Genomic DNA, 14,784 nt, shown 5'->3' with positions numbered 1-14,784 from the left:
GATTGGAGAAAACAGGCGGCTTGCGGCGGGCAGAGTTGCTCTGCCCGCCATGCTTCCTGACGAATAGACAAAGATCTTTTGGAGGAACATCATATGAGCGAGAAATCAGCAGAGGAAAAACAAAATTCGAATACGGTGAAAGCTGAAACTTCGGTCGCTGCGGAAAAGGCATCTGCTTTTCGGTCGTATCTTGAAAAAGAAAAGATTACCGGCGTGCAGTTTCATGATGTGGGAGACGCAGTTCACTCGCATGTCGTCCGCAGTCATCTTCCTGTACAGGGGCAGAGTTTGCCTTTTATGATTTTGATTGACGATAGTGTTTACACACTGATTCAGGTAGAGGTCGCCGCGCAGGTTGTTACAGAGGAGAAAAAGGCCGCTGTTTCGATCTATCTCAATGATCTGAATGATCAGTACCGCATGCTGAAATACAGCAGTGATGAAGCAGGAAATATGATATTGACATGCAGCATTCCGTCTGGTACAGAACAATTCGATCCAGCATTGATTGTTGCGCTTCTGAACCAGATTCAGGGACATTTGAATGCGCTGTATTCAGATATCATGATAAAGGTATGGGATAAAGGGACGGCCAATGCATAATATGGACCGTTTACTATTAGCATCATCATTCATGTGAAATGTTGTGGCCCCCAAAAGTTGGCTCCTTTGGATCTGACTTTTGGGGGTCATGACATTTATGGGACCTTTTGTTTTCCGTTGCAGGTGAATTTTTTGCGATGAAATAAATTTATGGTTGAATCTGTGATTTTATGTGATAAAATGTCCATGAACCATATGGTGTCACTATGTATGGAGGGAAATGTAATGGTTGACCAAAATAGGGAATCTGCGCTGGGGGCGCAGGGATTGTCCGATGTGATTCATGAGATCGTTGCAGGACATGAGAAGAATGAGCTCTTTACGAAGCTGCGCGGGAGCGAGCCGTACGCTGCGGAGCTGAACGAGCTGATCGACTGCGTGAACGAGGAGCTGGAATATCAGCGCTTCCGTCTGCGTACGGTTAACGAGGCGGTCAACTCCGGCATGTGGTACATGAAGATCAATCCGGATTTCAGCATTGCCTATGCGATCTGGTCCGATGAGTTCCGGCGTATGGTCGGTTTCCGCGGTGAGTCGGACTTCCCGAATACGATAGAATCGTGGAGTTCGCGTCTTCATCCGGATGATGTGGAGGAGACATTCTCTTCTTTCAACGCCTGCATCAAAGATCTCAGCGGGAATACGGAGTATAATGCTGACTATCGCCTGAAGGTGCATGACGGCAGCTACCGTTGGTTCCATGCCTCCGGCAATGTTGTGCGCGATAAGAACGGACATCCGGAGGAGATCATCGGCGTGTTTGTCGATATTGATGAGGAAAAGCGGAAATCGGAGGTGCTGGCTCAGACATCACAGAAGAAGGAAAAGTTCTATGGCGAGCTTGAGACGATGCTCAGCAGTCTGTATGCATCGATCGACGCCATTACGACGAGCGTCAGCGAGACGACGGAGCGCACGGTAGAGATCTCAAGCGTGCAGGAGGAGATCACGCAGGCGGCTGAGGATACCCGCAATCAGACCGAGCATACGCTCAAGATGTCCGAGCTTGTTATGACGATCTCGAAGCAGACCAATCTCCTCGCGCTGAACGCCTCCATCGAGGCGGCCCGCGCCGGAGAAGCGGGCCGCGGATTCTCTGTCGTGGCAGAGGAGGTTGGCAAACTCGCCGACAGCAGCCGCGATGCCGCGAGCAAGATCCTTGAGGCGCTCGGCTCGATGGAGAAGGCGGCAAATCATATCGCTGAGCGCATTAAGTCCATCAACGGTCTGATTGAGAATCAGGCGGACAACATGAAGGAGATCAGCGCCTCCGTTGAGGAAGCGAAAGCGATGTCGGACAGCATCGAAGAACTGTCCAAGAATCTGTGATTTTCTCAGGAGCCGTACTGAGTTGAAAGATATTATCCCCCATAAGCTGCTGATACGCTGGTTTGTGGGGGAAATTTCATGTGTTTTTGCAATATGCTGGAGGATGCTGTGATGGCGTATGAGATTTCACTGCGAACGTATCAGCCGGGAGATCCGAGCAAGGTTTGTTCCTTCCAATATGAACTGTACAAGCGGCAATATCACTTTAATGGTTTTTATGAGCAGGAGATGCTGCGCGGGATGGCTGAACTCTATGATGATTTGGAGGGCAATCAGATGTGGATCGCCGAACTTGCCGGGAAGATGGTCGGCGATATCGCGGTGATCAGGAGGGGATCGGAGAGAGCGCAGCTGCGCTGGCTTGGCGTAGATATGGATACGCAGGGCCAGGGACTGGGGCATAAACTGCTCGCCGAAGCGTTGTCCTTTTGCAGAGAAAAAGGGTATACGCATCTCTTTTTGGGGACGCTTGACATTTTGAAACCGGCGCGTCATCTTTATGCCAAGTTCGGTTTCCATAAGACGAAGAGCGAAGCATATAATGAGTGGGATAAAAACAGAGAGATATATCGTGAGATATGGGAATCCGATCTAAAATAATATAGCGGATGATAAAAAGCCTGAATTTATTGACAGCACTCCGCGATTGAAATATAATATGAAAAACGGCTATTTATGCAGGAACATTACAGGAATCACAGATTTCTTCGGAGAGAATGGATGAACTTATGACTTTTGATATGGATCTTGTGTTTAACTCATTCCCGCTGCTGCTTGTTGGTGCGGGGGTTACCATACAGATCACGGTACTCTCCACGGCGATCGGTTTTGTGATCGGTCTGATTGTGGGCGTCGCGCGCATCTCGCATGTGCGTCTCCTGCGGATGCTTGCGGAGGTCTATGTAGAGTTCTTCCGCGGTACGCCGCTGCTCGTACAGATTTTCCTGTTTTACTTTGCACTGCCTGTCCTCACAGGACAGCGCATCGATCCATTTATTGCGGCGATCTCCGCCTGCGGCATCAACTCCGGCGCGTATGTGGCGGAGATTTTTCGTGCGGGCATTCAGTCGGTGGACGACGGACAGATGGAGGCTGGGCGTTCGCTCGGCATGACGTGGCTGCAGACGATGCGCTACATCATCGTGCCGCAGGCGTTCAAGCGCGTCATCCCGCCGCTTGGCAACGAGTTCATCGCGATGCTCAAGGATTCGTCTCTTGTCTCGGTCATCGGCTTTGAGGAGCTTACGCGCCGCGGACAGCTCATTATCGCAAAGACCTATGGCTCGTTTGAAATATGGATGAGTGTCGCCGTTATCTATCTCGTGATGACGCTGACGATCTCGCGTTTCGTCGCATATTTGGAACGGAGGTATCGGGTCAATGATTGAGATCAAAGGACTGTGCAAATCCTTCGGCGCGGATGAGGTCCTCAAGGGGATTGACCTCTCGATTGATGAGAAGGAAGTCGTCGTCATCATCGGGCCGTCGGGATCCGGCAAGAGTACGCTGCTCCGCTGCATAAATCACCTCGAGGAGCCGACGGCGGGCGAGGTCATTGTCGACGGAATTACGCTCTCGAGCGAGGCAAATATTAATAAGGTGCGTGAAGAGGTGGGCATGGTATTCCAGCGCTTCAACCTCTTTCCACATATGACGGTGCTGGAGAACATCATGCTCGCACCGATGAAGGTAAAGCATGCTGTGCGTGCTGAGGCTGAGAAAACGGCGCGCGAGCTGCTCGCACGCGTGGGCCTGGCGGAGAAGGCGGATGCCTATCCGGACAATCTCTCGGGCGGACAGCAGCAGCGTGTCGCGATTGCACGTGCGCTCGCGATGCACCCCAAAGTCATGCTCTTTGATGAGCCGACATCGGCGCTTGATCCGGAGATGGTCGGCGAGGTGCTGGATGTCATGCGCGCACTTGCGCGCGAGGGCATGACGATGGTTATCGTCACGCACGAGATGGGCTTTGCCCGCGAGGTGGGGGACCGCCTTCTCTTCGTGGACGAGGGGCGCATTGTCGAGTCGGGCGTGCCGCGTGAGGTATTCGAACATCCGAAGGAGGAGCGTACGCGCAGCTTCCTGTCGAAGGTACTCTGATCTATGCATCTGCGCGGGAATTTGATGCTGCTTGCGGCATCCTTTTTCTGGGGGACGACATTTGTCGCCCAGATCCTTGGGATGGAGGGGCTCGGCCCATATACGTATGCGGCGTTTCGCTTTGCGCTTGGCGTCATCTTCATGGGAGGGCTGTGGTTCCTTTACCGCGGCAAACGTGCCGCAGAGAGGCGCGCCGGGACCTTTCGCTCCGGTTTTCGTGCCGGGATTCCGGTCGGGGTTGCGATGTTTGCGGGGGTGACGCTGCAGCAGGTGGCTCTCCTCTATACGACAGCGGGCAAGACTGCGTTCATTACGACGCTCTATATTGTGCTCGTTCCGCTTGCGGCCGTCGCGCTTGGACATCGTATCCGTACAGCACAGTGGATCAGTGCGGTGCTTGCATTTGCGGGTGTCTATTTCCTCTCTGCCTATGGGGAGATGACGATCAATAAGGGAGATGTTCTCGTCTTCATCTGCTCCCTCTTCTGGATGGCGCAGATCCTTCTCATCGACCGCTTTGCGCGTACGGTAGATGCGATTGAGCTCTGTCTTACGGAGATGATTGTCTGTATGTTCGGCAGTGCAGCGCTTGCCGCTGCGTATGAGAGTTTTGCATGGACTGATGTCTGGAGCGCGGCGATTCCGATTCTCTACGCGGGTGTTTTCTCCTGCGGCGTCGCCTACACCTGTCAAATTCTCGGGCAGGCATATGTGGAGCCGACGCAGGCGTCGATCCTGCTGTCGCTCGAGGCAGTATTTGCTGCCGTGACGGGCTGGATTGTGCTCGGCGAGACGATGACTGCCGTGCAGATCTTGGGCTGTGCGCTTCTTCTTGGGGGCGCACTTATGACGCAGATTCCGAAGCGGACAGGGAAAAGGCGGAAGAACTGACACATAAGGAGTACATACATGCCGACAGATGGAATTATTAAACCGGAGATCACCATCAAAGTCGTTGGCGTCGGCGGCGGCGGCGGCAATATCGTGCGCTGTGTGCGCGAGAAATATGATCTCGACATCACGCTCATCGGCATCAATTCTGATCTGCGTCAGCTGAATACACTTCAAAAGCAGGGGATCACCATTCTGCCCATCGGGGAGAAGCTGACGAACGGACGCGGTACGGGCGGAAGGGCTGAGATCGGCGAGGAGGCGGCACGACTCGAGGAAAAGAGGATTCGTGCGCTTTTGGACGGGACGGATCTCGTCATCATCGCGGCGACAATGGGCGGGGGCCTTGGAACGGGAGCGGCGCCTGTTGTGGCGGAGATCGCGCATGATATGGGGATTCTCTCCATCGGCGTTGTGACGACGCCGTTCCACTTTGAGATGCCGCGCAGGATGCAGACGGCGCAGGCAGGGATCGCGCGCATGCAGGGGTATACGGATGCGTTCATTACTCTGCGGAATGACAACCTTCTCAAGATTGCGCCGGACCGCAAGATGTCCTTTGTCGATGCCTTTGCTCTTGCCGATGAGGTGCTGCGTCAGACGGTCGGCTGCGTTGCGGAGCTGATTCTGACAACGGGGGTCATCAATGTCGATTTCTCCGATGTGACGACCATTTTCCATCAGAGTACATCGAGTGATACACTGCTCGCGATCGGCGTTGACAGCGACCCGCAGAAAGCGGTGCGCAAGGCGATCGACAGTCCCCTCATCGACCGCAGTATCACGGGAGCGCGCGGCATTGTGCTGAATCTCACGGGTGGTCCCGCGATGAGCCTGCGCGATGTCGATGAGGCGGTGCATTACATCCATGCCCATGCACATCCGGAGGTCAATATCATAGCGGGATTGGTCGTGCAGCCGGAGATGACGGGAAAGGTGCAGGCAACCCTCATTGCGACGGATTTTGACGACGCCTATACTCCGCCCGCAGAGGACTGAGATTTGCCGAGTGCGGAAAGGAGGACCGCATATGCAGAAACTTCTGCAGGAGATGCATCGCTGGATGAACGGTTATATGCGTTCCTTTCGCACGGACGATCCGGATGTTATGCGCGGGATTCGTCTCAAAGAGATCCATACGGGGTATGTTACGGCGAATGCGCGGGCGCTTGCAAACCATCTCGGATGCAATGCGCATGATACGGCACTCGCCGAGATCATCGGGCTCTTTCACGATGTCGGGCGGTTTCGCCAGTACGCTGTCTATCAGACATTCAACGATGCACAGTCAGAGGATCACGCCGAACTTGGGCTGAAGGTACTCGCGGAGGAGAACGATTTTTTGGAGCAGCTTGCTCCTGCGGATGCCGATATTGTGCGCTTTGCCGTCAAGTATCACAACAAGAAGGAAATTGCGGAGACGGACGATGAGCGCAAGATATTTTTTGCGAAACTGATCCGCGACGCGGACAAGCTCGATATCTACCGCGTACTCCTGCCGTTCCTCTCGCCCGATGGGGCGGAGAAGGCGCCGAACTTCGTTCCGTCGGATGCGGCGCAGGAGATCAGTCCGGACTTCGTGGCGGATTTTGCCGCCGGACGGCAGGCGGACTACTATCGGCTGCGTACGCACGGCGACCGCAAGATCGTACGGCTTATGTGGATCTATGACATCAATTTCATGTGGACACTGCGCCGCATTGTGGAACGCGGCTATGTGGACGCGTTTATTGCGAGCCTTCCGGCGCAGGAGGGCGTCTCCGAGGGAGTCGCGCGCCTGCGTGCCTACATTGAGCAGTGCTGTGCACAGAACGACTGATTGGAATCATACGGATCGAGGGGTAGGGACATGGCGGATGTAAAGACATCGAATTTTATCCGAAATATTATTGACGAGGATCTGCGCAGCGGGCGGTATGCACAGGGGATTCATACGCGCTTTCCCCCCGAACCGAACGGCTATCTGCATATAGGTCATGCGAAGTCCATCTGCCTTAACTTCGGTGTTGCAGAGGACTATGACGGCCTCTGCAATCTGCGCTTTGACGACACAAATCCGACGAAGGAGAATGTCGAGTACGTGGACTCGATTCAGGAGGATATCCGCTGGCTCGGGTTCTCATGGGGGGAGCGCCGTTTCTACGCGTCGGATTACTTTGCGCAGCTGTATGAATATGCAGTTGCTCTCATAAGGAAGGGCCTCGCCTATGTGGACGATCTCACGGCGGATGAAATCCGCGCCTATCGCGGCACACTGACGGAGCCGGGGAAGGAGAGCCCTTGGCGCAATCGCTCCGTAGAGGAAAATCTTGACCTCTTTGCGCGGATGCGTGCAGGAGAGTTTCCTGACGGCGCACGTGTCCTGCGTGCGAAGATCGATATGGCCTCGCCGAATCTCGTCATGCGCGATACGGTCATCTATCGCATTGCGCACGTGCCGCATCACCGGACGGGAGATGCGTGGTGCATCTACCCGATGTATGACTTCGCTCATCCGCTCTCGGACGCAGTTGAGGGCATTACGCACTCTCTGTGCACGCTTGAGTTCGAGGAACATCGTCCCTTCTATGACTGGCTGCTCGAGTCCCTCGGATTTCCTGCGGGAGAGCGGCCGCGTCAGATCGAGTTTGCCCGGCTGAATCTCTCGGGAGCGATCACGAGCAAGCGCAAACTGCGCCAGCTTGTCGAGGAGGGACATGTGCGCGGCTGGGACGATCCACGCATGCCGACCATTTCAGGGATGCGACGGCGCGGCTATCCGCCTGCGGCCGTGCGCGCATTCTGCGAAGAGATCGGCGTAGCAAAGAGCAACAGCACGGTGGACAGTGCCATGCTCGAACACAGCGTGCGTGACGAACTCAACCGCAATGCACCGCGTGTTATGGCGGTGCTGCGCCCGCTGAAACTTGTCCTCACGAACTATCCGGAGGGCGAGACGGAATATCTTCTGGCAGAAAACAGTCCGACGCACGGCGGGCAGCGTTATGTGCCCTTCGGCCGTGAGCTCTATATCGACCGCGAGGATTTCATGGAGGACGCACCGAAGAAGTTCTTCCGTCTGAAGCCGGGCGGCGAGGTCCGCCTCAAGCATGCCTATATTATTAAATGTGATGAGGTCATCAAGGATGCATCGGGCGAGATCACGGAACTCCGCTGCACCTACGATCCGGATACGCGGAGCGGCGGCACTGCGGCGAACCGCAAGGTCAAGGGAACGATCCAGTGGGTGTCTGCAGAGCATGCGCTCACCGCAGAGGTGCGGCTCTATGAGAGCCTTCTCCGCGAAACCGCGGAGGGGGAAGAGGAGCCGGAGCATTTCATCGATGCGCTCAACCCGCATTCACTCGAGATTCTGACGGATGCAAAGGTGGAACCGAGCCTTCGGCTTACGGCGGCAGGCGCACGCTATCAATTCCTGCGCGTCGGCTATTTCGCTGTTGACCCGGATACGACGCCGGATCATATCGTGTTCAACCGCATCGTCGGACTAAAGGATTCATGGAGCAAGCTGAAATAGAGTCCCTCTCCGACTGCGCAGAACTGCCCTTTCAGGCGGTATAAGGAGGTTTGCTGTGGCAAAAATACCGAAGAACCGATCCGATAAAGATATGATGCAGGGCTATGAGGAGGAGGAAACTCTTGCCGATGTCCTGCTGAAACGGGAGCGGCAGGCAGCCGAGCGCAGCCGTGCGGAAGCGGCACAGGAACCTCCTGCCGATCTTGCACGCGCGGGGCTGACCTCTGCGCAGACAGCAGAACTCGGCCGGGCGCTGCTGGAACTCAAACTGGCATTGGCACAGGAAGATATCCAGCACTATAAACTCAAGATCCGGCGCGAGGGCAGGCAGGTGACCATCACGGCAACGTGATATGGAAGTACGGATAAATTTATTTTATCCATGACTCCTCGTAGTTCTCATAACGAGAAGAAGGATGTGTAATGATGGAAACAGCAACGATTGTGGCGATTGTTATCTTCGTCGCCGCGTATGCGCTCATCATCTCCGAAAAAGTGCACCGCACGATTGTCGGACTGTTTGGCGCAATGCTCATGATACTCTTCGGGATCCTGGATCAAGAGACGGCAGTTCACCACATTGACTTCAATACGCTGGGCCTCCTCATGGGTATGATGATCATTGTAAATATTACGAGTGAAACGGGGCTCTTCAACTTTCTCGCCATCTGGGCCGCGCAGAAGGTAAGGGCGCGGCCGATCGCACTCCTCGTTGTTCTTTCGAGCATCACAATGGTCTGCTCGGCGCTGCTCGACAACGTTACGACCGTCCTGCTCACCGTGCCGATCACGTTCAGCATTACCTCACAGCTCAAGGTCGACGTCATGCCCTATCTCATATCGCAGATCTTGGCGTCGAACATCGGCGGTACGGCAACGCTGATCGGCGACCCGCCGAACATCATGATCGGCAGCGCAGTCGGGCTTGATTTCATGGCGTTTGTACAAAACCTGACACTGATCTCAATCATCATCTTTATCCTTGTCCAACTTATCCTTATTGCCCTTTATCACAAGGAACTGCATACGCAGCCGGAGCTGCAGGATAAGATTATGCGCCTGCCTGCCGATGCGCAGATCACGGATCATGCGCTCCTGCACAAGTGCCTTGCCGTCATCTTCCTCACGATCACGTTCTTCGTCCTGCACGGCAGCCTTGGGCTCGAGTCCGCGACCGTTGCGCTCTCCGGCGCAGGACTTCTGCTCCTCCTCACGGCGACGCGTGACGAGGAGAAAATCGCCAAGGTGCTTTCCAAGATCGAGTGGCCGGCCATCTTCTTCTTCGGAGGACTCTTCATCCTTGTCGGCGCGCTCGTCGAGACCGGCGTCATCCGCATGCTCGCAGCCGAGGCGATCAAGGCGACCGGCGGAAACGTCGAGGCGACGGCGATCCTCATCCTCTGGATGAGTGCGATTGCCTCTGCCTTCATCGATAACATTCCGTTCGTTGCGACGCTCATTCCGCTCATTCAGGACATGGGGCAGATGGGCCTCACGAATCTCGACCCGATGTGGTGGTCGCTTGCGCTCGGCGCATGTCTCGGCGGCAACGGCACGCTCATCGGCGCGAGTGCGAATGTCGTCGTCGCGTCTATGTCGGCGCAGCGCGGACGTCCGATCTCCTTCCTCGGCTTTATGAAGATTGCGTTCCCCGTTATGATCTTCACTGTCCTCATCTCGAACATCTACGTCTGGATCCGTTATCTCTAAGCGGCTTTGATATCCAAAATCCCCGACCGCATTGGCGGTTGGGGATTTATCTTTGCGTGAACGTATGTTATTCTATGCGAAAGGAGGAGGGGAAAACGGTGATTCTCAATACGGGCATGCGTACGGACATTCCTGCATTCTATGCGGAGTGGCTTGCAAATCGCCTGCGCGCAGGCGAAGTATGCGTGCGCAATCCCTATAATGCTGCGCAGGTTACGCGCTATCGTCTTGTCCCCTCTGTCGTCGATCTCATCGGTTTCTGTACGAAGAACCCTGCGCCCATGCTTCCCTATATGGATCTTCTCGCGCCGTTTGGGCAGTTCTGGTACGTCACGATCACACCCTACGGCAGGGACATCGAGCCGAATGTGCCTGCGTGGCAGGAGACCGTGCGCATATTTCGGCAGCTCTCGGCGATCGTCGGCGTGCGTGCGATTGGCTGGCGCTACGATCCCATCGTGATCGATGAACGGCATACAATTGCTTTCCATCGCAGAATGTTTGCCGAGATGGCGGCGGCACTTGCAGGTACGACCGAGATCGTCGTTATCAGCTTCGTTATGTGTTATGCCAAGACGCGGCGAAATTTTCCCGGCGTACGGGAGGTTATGCAGGCGGAGCGGATGGAACTCGGCGCATATATCATTGAGACTGCGAGAGCATATGGCATGACGGTTTATCCCTGCGGCGGGGAGACGGAGCTCGCGCCCCTCGGGGCGGATACGGGCGGCTGCATGACGCCGCGCATCTACGAGCGGGCGCTCGGGCGGCGGATGCATTTTCCGAACTATCAGCGCCAGCGCAGGGAATGCGACTGCTATCTCGGCGCGGACATCGGCGCGTATGACAGCTGTCCGCACCTTTGCTGCTACTGCTATGCAAATACGCATGCTGCCCGCGTACGGAAAAACAGGTGTCGCCACGATCCGCAGTCGCCCTTCCTGATCGGGCATGCCGAGGCGGACGACCGCATCCATACGGCGCGGCAGGAGAGCTGGCTGGAGGCGCAGGAGAATCTGTTTTGAGGGGATAAAACGATAACTGCCGCTTCTATGAAAAAAAACTTGCACTCGATGAAAAAAATCTGTATAATACAGAGCGTTGAATCCGTTCCTCAAGACTTGATCGCCGTTCAATGAACGCGTGAAGCATTGTTTATGTAATCAATGCTTGCCCGTGCCATAATCTCAGTGAACGCTTTCCCAGTGCGACGAATGGAGAGTTGACTAACTTTTATTTTTAAGGGAGATTGTGGAAGAATGGCATTTGAAGACAAGACACTCGTATGCAAGGAATGCGGCAACAACTTCGTATTCACGGCCGGAGAGCAGGAGTTCTATGCAGAGAAGGGCTTTGAGAATGAGCCTGCACGCTGCCGTGACTGCCGCGACAAGCGACGCCGCAGCCGCGACGAGCAGAGCGGCGAGCGTCAGATGTTCCACGTGGTCTGCGCCGAATGCGGCAAGGATACGGAAGTCCCGTTCGAGCCGAAGACAGATCGTCCGGTGTACTGCCGCGACTGCTTCAACTCGAAGCGCGCAGCACATTTCTAAGGAGTTCTGAGGAGGCTTTGCTTCCTTCTATGGAGGGATTGCTGCACATTGCTGCAGCATCCCTCCTTTGATTTTTTTACCATGTATGAGGAGGTTTCCCAATGAAACTGAAGAAATTGGCACTCGTCCTGACCGGCGCTCTCGTGAGCCTCGCGCTCGTCGGCTGCGGCGGCAGCAACGATCAGGCAAAGCAGGAGAGCAAGGTGCTCCGCGTGGGCTCCGCGATTGACTTTGCGCCGTTTGAGTTCCAGGATGAGGGACAAAAGGACTATCAGGGCTTCGATATGGATCTCATCCGCGCGATCGCGAAGGAGATGGGCAGTGAAGCAGAGATTCAGAACATTGGGTTTGACGGGCTCATTCCCGCACTGCAGGCAAAGAACATCGACGTCATCATCAGCGGTATGACGATCAATGACGAGCGCAAGGAGCGCGTCAACTTCTCCGATCCGTACTATCAGTCGGGTCTGACGATGGTCGTTCGCAGCGATGAGGAGAACATCAAGTCGTTCAGCGATCTCAAGGGGCATAAGGTCGCCGTTCAGATTGGAACGACCAGCGCAAAGATGGTCAAGGAGATGGAGGGCGTCACGATCACTGAGCTCAACACTCCGGCGGACTGCTTTATAGAGCTCAAAGCGCGCGGCGTAGACGCCGTCGTCAACGATCGCCCGGTTAACGACTACTACATCAATCAGAGCCAGGCTGTCGGCGTGAAGTCGCTCGATGACAAACTCTCGGCAGAGGATTACGGCATCGCGATGGCGAAGGATAATGTCGAGCTTCAGAAGAAGATCAATGAGGCTCTCAAGAAGCTCCATGACAACGGCGAATACGACAAGATCTATCAGAAGTGGTTCGGTACGGGCAAGTAAGCCCTGCATGCAGCATAAAAACACCGCAGACAGTTTGGTCTGCGGTGTTTTTTCTTTAGCGCAGCTGCTTTGCGATGCGCGCCATATCCGGCGGGAGGGGAGACTCGAACACGAGCATTTTCTGTGTACGCGGGTGCGAGAGGGTGAGGCGCGCGGAGTGGAGTGCATGCCGTTTTATTTCATCGGCATTTCCTCCATAGAGGTCGTCGCCGAGCAGCGGATGCCCCAGATGGGCGAGGTGAACACGGATCTGATGTGTGCGTCCTGTCTCGAGATGCAGGCGGAGGAGTGTATGTGTACCGTCTGTTTGCTCCGTTTGGTAATGTGTGCGCGCAGGCTTACCGTCGGGTGCAACATGCCGCAGAATAATGCTCGGCAAGGCGCGCGCGATCGGCGCATCGATGCACCCTTTCTCCGGCGAGAGCATTCCTTTGATTAGCGCAAGGTACTCACGCGTAAGTGTATCCTGCCTTGCAATCTGATACTGCACTTCGGGATGTTTTGCGATGAGCAAAAGGCCCGTTGTGTTGCGGTCGAGGCGGTGGCAGGGATGAAAGCCGAGGGGAGCACGGCGCGCTGCATAGAGACCGAGCACTGCGTTGGCGACGGTCCCGTGCGCCTCCTTCGTCGTAGGATGAACAAGCTGTCCCGCGGACTTGTCGATGACGAGCAGGTCGGCGTCCTCATAGACAACGGTAAGCGGCAGCTGTTCGGGAATGACAGAGGAGATGACGGGCAGCTCATAGGAGACCATGTCTCCTGCGCGCAGAACGGTGCGCGCGGCGATGACGGGCATGCCGTTCACGGCGAATGTTCCGCTGTGTTTGATTCTCTTCCAAAGCCCCGAAGAAATCCCACATTCACGCATGAGATAGGCCCTTGCGGGGCATTCCGTGCCCTCCGGCAATGTGACGAGGATCTCCGTCATTCGCTTTCCTTTTGTCCTTGGCGGCGCAGGGCGAGAATGGTGCGAAAGGAGACAGAGAGAATGATGGCGATGACGGTGGCGAGCGACATGCCGCGCAGCGTGACGGTGCCGATGGTGAGGCTGGCCGTTGATACACCGACGCCCATGACGATGGAGGTTAGGAGGAGGTTCATCGGGTTGTTGTAGTCCACCTTTGCCTCGACGAGGATGCGGATGCCGGACGCCGCGATAACACCGAAGAGCAGCATGGAGACGCCGCCCATGACGGGCGTTGGGATGCTCTGGATGAGCGCCGCGAGTTTGCCGAGGCAGGAGAGGAGAATGGCGAAGAGTGCTGCGCCGCCGATGACCCACGTGGAGTAGACCTTCGTGATGGCAAGCACGCCGATGTTCTCTCCATAGGTCGTATTTGGCGTCGAGCCGAAGAGGCCGGAGAAGATCGTCGAGACCCCGTTGCCGAGGAGGGAGCGGTCAAGCCCCGGGTCCTTTGCAAGATTTTGTCCGACGATGTTGCCTGTCACGATGAGATGTCCGATGTGTTCTACAATGACGACGATGGAAGCGGGCAGAATGATGAGAATGGCGCGCAGGTCGAATTCTGGCGTGTAAATGGTCGGTATTGCCAGCCACGGCGCGCTCTCGACATGCGAGAGGTCTACAATGCCCGCGGCGAAGGCAATGATATAGCCTGCGACTACGCCGATGAGGATGGGGATGATGGAGAGGAAGCCGCGGAATGCCATCGAGGCAAAGATGGTGACGGCAAGTGTTGCAATCGAGACAAAGATGACGGTGGCATCCGTATTTTCTCCTGTAAGTCCTGCCATATTTGCTGCTGTCGGCATGAGCTCGAGCCCGATGACGGCGACGATCGCACCCATCGAGGCGGGGGGGAAGATGACGTCGATCCAGCTGGTTCCGATTGCATGGACGATAAGGCTGACCGCACAGAAGACCATGCCGACGACAATGAATCCGCCGAGCGCCGCCTCATAGCTGTACTCCGAGAGTACAAGAAAGACGGGGGAGAGAAACGCGAAGCTCGAACCGAGATAGGCCGGAATCTTCCCCTTGCAGAGGATGAGGTAGAACAGCGTGCCGATACCATTGAACAGCAGTACGGTCGCGGGGTTGACGTGAAAGAGGATCGGCACGAGCACCGTTGAGCCGAACATCGCGAAGAGATGCTGCAGGGAGAGGGGGATGGTGGTCAGGAGCGGCGGTCGTTCTGCCGTATTGATCGTCTTTTGTGACATGATGAATCACTCCGTTTCAGAT

At 55.6% G+C, this 14,784-nt stretch carries 16 protein-coding genes; 14 read left to right on the top strand and 2 right to left on the bottom strand.

What is annotated here, in order from left to right; translation table 11 throughout:
• The first annotated feature begins 93 nt into the window (after positions 1-93).
• From HMPREF7545_RS09050 to HMPREF7545_RS08985, 14 genes are all read left to right on the top strand, one after another.
• A complete protein-coding gene (locus tag HMPREF7545_RS09050; protein WP_006695440.1) occupies positions 94-603 on the top strand; it encodes a hypothetical protein in 510 nt (169 codons plus the stop codon).
• Between the two features lie 225 nt (positions 604-828).
• A complete protein-coding gene (locus tag HMPREF7545_RS10480; RefSeq protein ID WP_040571363.1) occupies positions 829-1,932 on the top strand; it encodes a methyl-accepting chemotaxis protein in 1,104 nt (367 codons plus the stop codon).
• Positions 1,933-2,043: 111 nt separating this feature from the next.
• Entirely contained in the window at positions 2,044-2,532 is a 489-nt protein-coding gene (locus HMPREF7545_RS09040; protein ID WP_081443570.1) for a GNAT family N-acetyltransferase, read from the top strand.
• 128 nt (positions 2,533-2,660) lie between these two features.
• Positions 2,661-3,320: an amino acid ABC transporter permease gene (locus HMPREF7545_RS09035; RefSeq protein WP_006697006.1), complete on the top strand. Its 660-nt coding sequence runs from the start codon at positions 2,661-2,663 to the stop codon at positions 3,318-3,320.
• A complete protein-coding gene (locus HMPREF7545_RS09030; RefSeq protein WP_006695436.1) occupies positions 3,313-4,032 on the top strand; it encodes an amino acid ABC transporter ATP-binding protein in 720 nt (239 codons plus the stop codon). The genes HMPREF7545_RS09035 and HMPREF7545_RS09030 overlap by 8 nt, the downstream gene beginning before the upstream one ends.
• A 3-nt stretch (positions 4,033-4,035) precedes the next feature.
• Positions 4,036-4,923 carry a DMT family transporter gene (locus HMPREF7545_RS09025; protein WP_006695435.1) on the top strand — a complete coding sequence of 296 codons (888 nt, stop codon included), beginning with the start codon at positions 4,036-4,038 and terminating at the stop codon, positions 4,921-4,923.
• A gap of 18 nt (positions 4,924-4,941) precedes the next feature.
• Positions 4,942-5,922, top strand: a complete 981-nt coding sequence (locus tag HMPREF7545_RS09020) for a cell division protein FtsZ (RefSeq protein WP_006695434.1) — start codon at positions 4,942-4,944, stop codon at positions 5,920-5,922.
• Between the two features lie 31 nt (positions 5,923-5,953).
• Positions 5,954-6,742, top strand: coding sequence for an HD domain-containing protein (locus HMPREF7545_RS09015; protein WP_006695433.1), 789 nt, complete (start codon positions 5,954-5,956; stop codon positions 6,740-6,742).
• A 30-nt stretch (positions 6,743-6,772) separates the two neighbouring features.
• Positions 6,773-8,440 carry a glutamine--tRNA ligase/YqeY domain fusion protein gene (locus tag HMPREF7545_RS09010; protein ID WP_006695432.1) on the top strand — a complete coding sequence of 556 codons (1,668 nt, stop codon included), beginning with the start codon at positions 6,773-6,775 and terminating at the stop codon, positions 8,438-8,440.
• Positions 8,441-8,495: 55 nt separating this feature from the next.
• Positions 8,496-8,792, top strand: a complete 297-nt coding sequence (locus HMPREF7545_RS09005) for a hypothetical protein (RefSeq protein ID WP_040571362.1) — start codon at positions 8,496-8,498, stop codon at positions 8,790-8,792.
• A 71-nt stretch (positions 8,793-8,863) separates the two neighbouring features.
• Positions 8,864-10,150, top strand: a complete 1,287-nt coding sequence (locus tag HMPREF7545_RS09000; RefSeq protein WP_006695430.1) for an ArsB/NhaD family transporter — start codon at positions 8,864-8,866, stop codon at positions 10,148-10,150.
• A 98-nt stretch (positions 10,151-10,248) separates the two neighbouring features.
• A complete protein-coding gene (locus HMPREF7545_RS08995; RefSeq protein ID WP_040571361.1) occupies positions 10,249-11,175 on the top strand; it encodes a DUF1848 domain-containing protein in 927 nt (308 codons plus the stop codon).
• A 234-nt stretch (positions 11,176-11,409) separates the two neighbouring features.
• A complete protein-coding gene (locus tag HMPREF7545_RS08990; protein ID WP_006695428.1) occupies positions 11,410-11,703 on the top strand; it encodes a zinc-ribbon domain containing protein in 294 nt (97 codons plus the stop codon).
• Between the two features lie 101 nt (positions 11,704-11,804).
• The gene (locus HMPREF7545_RS08985) at positions 11,805-12,578 is read left to right on the top strand and encodes a basic amino acid ABC transporter substrate-binding protein (protein ID WP_006695427.1); all 774 of its coding nucleotides are present in this window, start codon (positions 11,805-11,807) and stop codon (positions 12,576-12,578) included.
• A 55-nt stretch (positions 12,579-12,633) separates the two neighbouring features.
• Here the strand turns inward: HMPREF7545_RS08985 and HMPREF7545_RS08980 are convergent, their stop codons facing one another.
• Both HMPREF7545_RS08980 and uraA read right to left on the bottom strand, forming a co-directional pair.
• Positions 12,634-13,506 carry an RluA family pseudouridine synthase gene (locus HMPREF7545_RS08980; protein ID WP_006695426.1) on the bottom strand — a complete coding sequence of 291 codons (873 nt, stop codon included), beginning with the start codon at positions 13,504-13,506 and terminating at the stop codon, positions 12,634-12,636.
• Positions 13,503-14,762: a uracil permease gene (gene uraA, locus HMPREF7545_RS08975; protein ID WP_006695425.1), complete on the bottom strand. Its 1,260-nt coding sequence runs from the start codon at positions 14,760-14,762 to the stop codon at positions 13,503-13,505. Before uraA ends, HMPREF7545_RS08980 begins: the two co-directional genes overlap by 4 nt.
• Between the last annotated feature and the right edge of the window lie 22 nt (positions 14,763-14,784).

This window comes from Centipeda noxia ATCC 43541, assembly GCF_000160555.1.
Classification (GTDB): domain Bacteria; phylum Bacillota; class Negativicutes; order Selenomonadales; family Selenomonadaceae; genus Centipeda; species Centipeda noxia.
The sequence above is the reverse complement of the archived record's forward strand: the minus strand, read 5'-3'. Positions and strand labels throughout refer to the sequence as shown.

Bases quoted from the DNA above. Each gene is read 5' to 3' on its own strand.
- HMPREF7545_RS09050 (WP_006695440.1), top strand. From the start codon at position 94: ATGAGCGAGAAATCAGCAGAGGAAAAACAAAATTCGAATACGGTGAAA.
- HMPREF7545_RS10480 (WP_040571363.1), top strand. From the start codon at position 829: ATGGTTGACCAAAATAGGGAATCTGCGCTGGGGGCGCAGGGATTGTCC.
- HMPREF7545_RS09040 (WP_081443570.1), top strand. From the start codon at position 2,044: ATGGCGTATGAGATTTCACTGCGAACGTATCAGCCGGGAGATCCGAGC.
- HMPREF7545_RS09035 (WP_006697006.1), top strand. From the start codon at position 2,661: ATGACTTTTGATATGGATCTTGTGTTTAACTCATTCCCGCTGCTGCTT.
- HMPREF7545_RS09030 (WP_006695436.1), top strand. From the start codon at position 3,313: ATGATTGAGATCAAAGGACTGTGCAAATCCTTCGGCGCGGATGAGGTC.
- HMPREF7545_RS09025 (WP_006695435.1), top strand. From the start codon at position 4,036: ATGCATCTGCGCGGGAATTTGATGCTGCTTGCGGCATCCTTTTTCTGG.
- HMPREF7545_RS09020 (WP_006695434.1), top strand. From the start codon at position 4,942: ATGCCGACAGATGGAATTATTAAACCGGAGATCACCATCAAAGTCGTT.
- HMPREF7545_RS09015 (WP_006695433.1), top strand. From the start codon at position 5,954: ATGCAGAAACTTCTGCAGGAGATGCATCGCTGGATGAACGGTTATATG.
- HMPREF7545_RS09010 (WP_006695432.1), top strand. From the start codon at position 6,773: ATGGCGGATGTAAAGACATCGAATTTTATCCGAAATATTATTGACGAG.
- HMPREF7545_RS09000 (WP_006695430.1), top strand. From the start codon at position 8,864: ATGATGGAAACAGCAACGATTGTGGCGATTGTTATCTTCGTCGCCGCG.
- HMPREF7545_RS08990 (WP_006695428.1), top strand. From the start codon at position 11,410: ATGGCATTTGAAGACAAGACACTCGTATGCAAGGAATGCGGCAACAAC.
- HMPREF7545_RS08985 (WP_006695427.1), top strand. From the start codon at position 11,805: ATGAAACTGAAGAAATTGGCACTCGTCCTGACCGGCGCTCTCGTGAGC.
- HMPREF7545_RS08980 (WP_006695426.1), bottom strand. From the start codon at position 13,506: ATGACGGAGATCCTCGTCACATTGCCGGAGGGCACGGAATGCCCCGCA.
- uraA (WP_006695425.1), bottom strand. From the start codon at position 14,762: ATGTCACAAAAGACGATCAATACGGCAGAACGACCGCCGCTCCTGACC.